This window comes from Vibrio sp. S11_S32 (assembly GCF_014694465.1).
Taxonomy (GTDB): Bacteria; Pseudomonadota; Gammaproteobacteria; order Enterobacterales; family Vibrionaceae; genus Vibrio; species Vibrio algicola.
Genome location: NZ_JAAUWS010000083.1, coordinates 1 through 5,264 on the forward strand (window position 1 = coordinate 1; position 5,264 = coordinate 5,264).

The window sequence follows — 5,264 nt, forward strand, 5'->3', positions numbered from 1 at the left end:
TTGGTGTGGTAACGCCTTGGTGAGTCGTTAATGATTGTGCCGGTAGTTCAGTTAGTTGAACACTGACTTGATTATCGGCACTGGGTGTTTTTACTTGTGCAGCCGCTAACAAAGCGGGCATATTACCACCCAAAGTGATGCTAGGCTTATCCACATCAGCCGTTGCACCATCTTGTAAAAAGACCAAATCATAGACACCATCGCTGGCTGCGCCACCGGTTGCGTAGTCATTGGCGGCTAAAGCGGTTTTGGCCGAATTTAATTCAATATTAAGCGTATCAAAGCCGGTGACATTTGCCCGATTAATATTAAGTGTATTTGAGTAAGATTTTATGCCTGATCCGACAATAAGTTCGGTTCCGTTGGGGTCTATATTAGAGATAAACGTATTATTTCCTTGCCAAATAGCTCGATCAAAATTAAATGTCATCCCTCGAGCATATTGATCGGTTCCTCCTGATTGTGTGCTGAAGCCGGGGTTAATTGTCGAATTATTATTCAGCCAAATTACTGCAACATTATTACCAAAATCCACTGGACCTGAAATGATTGAATCTGTAACACTTAAGGTTGAAAGGTTAGTAAAGTCAAATCCACGCCCCTTATAGGTACTGTTGTTTATTGTCAGCCCGAAAACATAGGTTTCAGCGCTGATATTATTTAAGTTCACGGTAGCGTTGTCGATAAACCAGTCTGAAGCTTGGAACTTGGCATTGGTGTCGCCAGTTATCGTTGTTGTGCCATTTTTAAAATAAAAGCTACCATCACTCGGCGTTGTAGCGCCTTTAGCTTGACCAATGAAGGTAGCACCGTTGCCAATATTGATTGTGTTATCCCCTTCAAAATCCACAATGCCTGCACCATTCCCGCCTGTAAAACGGCTATAGGAGCGAAAAGACGTATTGTTAGCCAATGTGATAGTCGAATTTTTAATTGTAGGGTTGGTTAGCTGCAAGCTTGCATGCGAACTACCAAATGTGCCGGTTATATTAACGGTGGCATTATCGATGACAGATGGCTTTTTAGAATTTGATAGTTCCGAGGTTAGCACCACTTGGCTTTTATCAATGGTCAGTGTTGAGCCACTGCCCATGCTGAGATTACCATTGAATTCGTTAAAAATATCAGTGCCATTTGCTATGGTGAGGTCACTGCTATCTGCAATATTCAAGGATGTTGAATGATTCCCTACAGTTGTGCTATTCCAGGTAGCGGGAGCAATATCGAGAACATTACCAGTCCCCGTCACATTGATCTCGTGATCACCAAGAAAGGAGAGCTCGCTAGGACTATTACCACCACCAGTGACCCGTCCCATAGTGAGCTTTGAAGAATTTAGATTAATCGCATCGTAAATCAGTAGTTCAGGCATAGCATTAGGAGTGTTTCCTAAAGAAGAATCATCAGTCACTTGTAAATGAATGTTATCTAGATTCAAGGTTCGCAGGATGTAGTCATGCCGATTAGTATCAGTAGGAGGAGGAGAAATGCCAGCTCTGACAGCGACCATTTTAAAAATTTGTGTATTCGAATCGGTCCCTTCGACGTAAAAATTTTGTAGATATTTATATCCAGGTAAACCGACTGAGTCGACACCGGCGACATCTACATAAAATGCGTCATTGAATTTAGCAGAATAGCGCACGCCATCATAGTCGCCCGTTAGGTTACCCAATAGGTGGTTGAGATTGAACTCACTAGTGCGATTCACCTCCCATAAAAACGTTTTACCAGCAAAGTTTGCGTCCGCGGCTTGTCGCCGTCTATCATCCATCTCGAGGGTAGAGGCTTGCACTTGATCTAAGGTTAATGCCATGCTCAAAGTTGTGGCTATGCGTGATAATTTCATTATTTTTATCGCCCTCCCTGCGGACTTAATCTTAAGCTGTAGAAATTCCCTTCTCAGCCTGAACTTTCGTAATAAATTAAATTTTAGTAGATAATCACATTTTAAATAAATGATCGATTAAATTGAGTCGTAAAGCAATGTTCAAGGCCAATTAACCTAAAGCATTGAAGCTTTTAGAGTTTACCTTTGAATTAGTAACCCCTTAATTCTAGACAATAAAATAAAAAATGTACTAAATGTCCACTTAACGATTGCACCATGATAGCTGAATAATGAATAGCTGAATAATGATTTGAGTCACAGGTTTAGTGTACATTTGTAACAATTCCTATCTCGGCTTGTGCCCTATTCTGGTCAAGCCCAATAGGACACCTGACTTTGTAATTTTTCATAGTCGATTGGCGTTAAATCACCAAGCGTAGTATGCAACCTTTCATGGTTGTAATACCGGATATATTCCTCAACATCTTCTTTCATTGCATCACGCGTTAAATAAACCACATTGAGTAGCCATTCATTTTTCAAGCTACCGAAGAACCGTTCGACGACTGCATTGTCTAAACAAGCTCCAACGCTGCTCATTGATGATGTGATGCCACAACACATCCCGTCCACATGAGTAGTGTAGTGAGGAGGAATATTCATAAGTGCTTCAGAGTGTTTGATCCTTTCGTAACGCCAAAGAAAATATGCTTTATGCTTTGCTTTTCGTTGCCGTCTTTATAATTTTCAATACTCTGATTTTTTCGTGTTGAGGTTATTTCTAATGCTTCATCTAAATAAGATGAACTAGTTTGTTTCTGAAAAAAAGAAAAATTATAAGTAAAACTACAACCCCCAAAAGAACTAACAGGAAATTCATAACTTATTGCTTTCATATGAGTTTAACGGCGGATTGTATGATTCGTTATTCTTTGAAACTGTGAGATTACTCTCAATTCCGAAATATGAATTTAGGAGAGCCTGTATAACAATGCAGATGCAAATCATTGGTCAGAAATGCTGTTATGAAGGTTTGGGGGAAAACTCTGCACATCAGTTCTGCGCGATCTGTCATTACTAAATGTCAGTTTTTTTCTGGCGGGGATTATCAGCGTTCTGTTGCGCAAACTCATTTTGGTCGGGTGCAAATTGTTAGCACTCTTAGGCAGCCGAAGTTCACCCAAATACAGTTCATGTGATTACGAAAGTTTCTATCCAGAATTTTGCAGTACCGTACAATGAAAGTTGCTTCGGGCACAAGCCGAGATAGGAATTGTTACAAATGTACACTAAATCTGTGACTCAAGTCATTATTCAGCTATTCATTATTCAGCTATCATGGTGCAATAGTTAAGTGGATATTTAGTACATTTTTATTTTATTGCCTAGAATTAAGGGGTTACTAATTCAAAGGTAAACTCTAAAAGCTTCAATGCTTTAGGTTAATTGGCCTGAACATTGCTTTACGACTCAATTTAATCGATCATTTATTTAAAATGTGATTATCTACTAAAATTTAATTTATGACGAAAGTTCAGGCTGAGAAGGGAATTTCTACAGCTTAAGATTAAGTCAGCAGGGAAGAAGATAAAAATAATGAAATTATCACGCATAGCCACAACTTTGAGCATGGCATTAACCTTAGATCAAGTGCAAGCCTCTACCCTCGTGATGGATGATAGACGGCGACAACCCGCGGACGCATCCTTTCCCGCTTTTACGTATTTATATGAAGCGAATAAAGGGAGTGATTTCTTCGTCTCCTACTTAACGGGCAACTTAACGGGCGACTATGATGGCGTGCGCTATTCTACGCAATTTAATAACATATTTTTTGTAGATGTCCCCGATGTCGATTCAGTTGGCATAACTGGACTTAAACCACTTCAGAATTTTTACGTCGAAGGAGCAAATAAGTCAGAGATTTTTTTCATATCGGCGATTGCTCAAAACGCTGTTCCTGGTTCTGATAATCCGAATACTACCCCTTATGAATACGAACTGCGAACCTTGAATTTAGATAACGTTCATTTACAAGTCACAGACCGCACTCCGGCAAGTACGCTTTCTAATCAGCCAGATCTACTGATATACGATGCGATCAATTTAAATTCATCTCAACTTACTTTCGGAAATAAAGGTAAACTCTATTGGTTAGGCGATCATGAGATTAATGTTCGAGGATCTGGCAATGTAATTAAGATTGGTTCACTGGCGTGGGATAGCCCTGCTACTCGCTCAACATCATTAAACATCTTTGATGGTTCAGATCTGACACTTGAAAATACGAGTGAAATTTATAATAAATTCAACGGTAACCTTACGCTGAGTTCAGGCTCAACGTTGAATATAAAAAACAGCCAAATTGTACTGACTTCGGAAACATCGAATGCTAACTTCAAGGCATCAACAATAGATAACGCCACCATTAATATATCGGGCACATTCATCGGTCCATTTTTCGCCCATTTACACCTGACTAATCCAACAATTACTAATTCCACCATAACATTGGGTAATAATAATTCTTTCCGCTCCTATCGTCATTTTTCAACAGACGACACCACAATCCAAGGGGCGGTCACCTTCGAAGGAGATAATACGATTAAGCTTGGTGACAGCGCCATATTCAGTGGCCAATCTAAAGACGCTGCGCCATGGGAGGGCTACGGTGGCTTTTATTTTAATAACGGAACAACAACGATAACAGGCGACAGCAATGCTAAGTTTCAAGCGTCAGACTGGTATATCGATAACGCTACCGTGAGCTTAAGTAATGTCACCGCCGAAACCTATGTAGCCGGACTGACAATAAACGATAGTACCTACGAGGGACGTGGAATTAACTTTTCTAACCTGTCTACCTTAAGTGTTACAGATTCGACCATTTCGGGCTCAGTCGACTTTGGCAATGATCGTGCATTGCTTTGGGTGAATAATAATTCCACAATTAACCCCGGCCTAATCGCGCAATCAGGCGGGAGCAAAAAATACGCTCAAGGAATGGCATTTAATTTTGATTTGGCTGCTTGGTCAGGAAGTAATACGTTTATCTCTAATATAGACCCCAACGGAACTGAAGTTATTGTAGGAACAGGCATAAAATCTTACTCAAATGAACTTTTCATTAAGCGAGCAGACATCACCGGCTTTGATACACTAAATATTGAATTAAATTCGGCCAAAACCGCTTTAGCCGCCAATGACTACGCAACCGGTGGCAAAGCCAGCGACGGTATCTATGATTTGGTCATTTTACAAGATGGTGCAAAAACTGATGCGGATAGCCCAAGCATTACTTTAGGCGGTAATATGCCCGCTTTGTTAGCGGCTGCACAAGTAAAAACACCCAGTGCCGATAATCAAGTCAGTGTTCAACTAACTGAACTACCGGCACAATCATTAACGACTCACCAAGGCGTTACCACACCAA

Annotated in this window: 2 protein-coding genes and 1 pseudogene; 1 reads left to right on the forward strand and 2 read right to left on the reverse strand. The window is 40.4% G+C overall.

The window, feature by feature from the left end; genetic code table 11:
• Together HC723_RS16265 and HC723_RS16270 are read right to left on the reverse strand one after the other, a co-directional pair.
• The coding region (locus HC723_RS16265; protein ID WP_190339832.1) for a hypothetical protein at positions 1–1,849 on the reverse strand (1,849 nt) is incomplete at its 3' end.
• Between the two features lie 354 nt (positions 1,850–2,203).
• Positions 2,204–2,443: pseudogene (locus HC723_RS16270) on the reverse strand (integrase core domain-containing protein); the annotation flags it as partial.
• Between the two features lie 984 nt (positions 2,444–3,427).
• Between HC723_RS16270 and HC723_RS16275 the strand changes: the two are divergent.
• The coding region (locus tag HC723_RS16275) for a hypothetical protein (protein ID WP_190339834.1) at positions 3,428–5,264 on the forward strand (1,837 nt) is incomplete at its 3' end.